We start from the raw sequence: 348 nt of genomic DNA, 5'->3' as shown, positions 1-348 counted from the left end.
ATGTCTTCCTCGCGCATCATGAGGTGTTCCTGGCCGTCGATCTTGATCTCCGTGCCGGCGTACTTCGAGAAGAGCACGCGGTCGCCCGCCTTGATGTCCAGGGCGCGCACCTTTCCGTCCTCCAGGATCTTCCCGTTTCCGACGGCGATGACCTCGCCTTCGATGGGCTTCTCCTTGGCGGTGTCGGGGATGATGATGCCACCCTTCGTCTTCTCTTCTTCCTGCACTCGCTTGACGATGACGCGATCCTGCAGAGGCCGAATCTTCATGAGGTTTCCTCCAGGTGATGGGCTTGAGCTGGCACTCGTATGGGGAGAGTGCCAAAGCGCGGGCAATGTAACCGGATAA

Annotated in this window: 1 protein-coding gene; it reads right to left on the bottom strand. The window is 59.2% G+C overall.

Annotated features, from left to right (window positions below; genetic code table 11):
- Positions 1-269 (bottom strand): co-chaperone GroES (locus E6J58_15040; GenBank protein ID TMB36204.1); only part of this gene is annotated, 269 nt, incomplete at its 3' end.
- Positions 270-348: the final 79 nt, after the last annotated feature.

The organism is Deltaproteobacteria bacterium, assembly GCA_005879535.1.
Taxonomy (GTDB): domain Bacteria; phylum Myxococcota; class Myxococcia; order Myxococcales; family 40CM-4-68-19; genus 40CM-4-68-19.
This window is presented reverse-complemented; position numbering and strand designations above follow the sequence as displayed.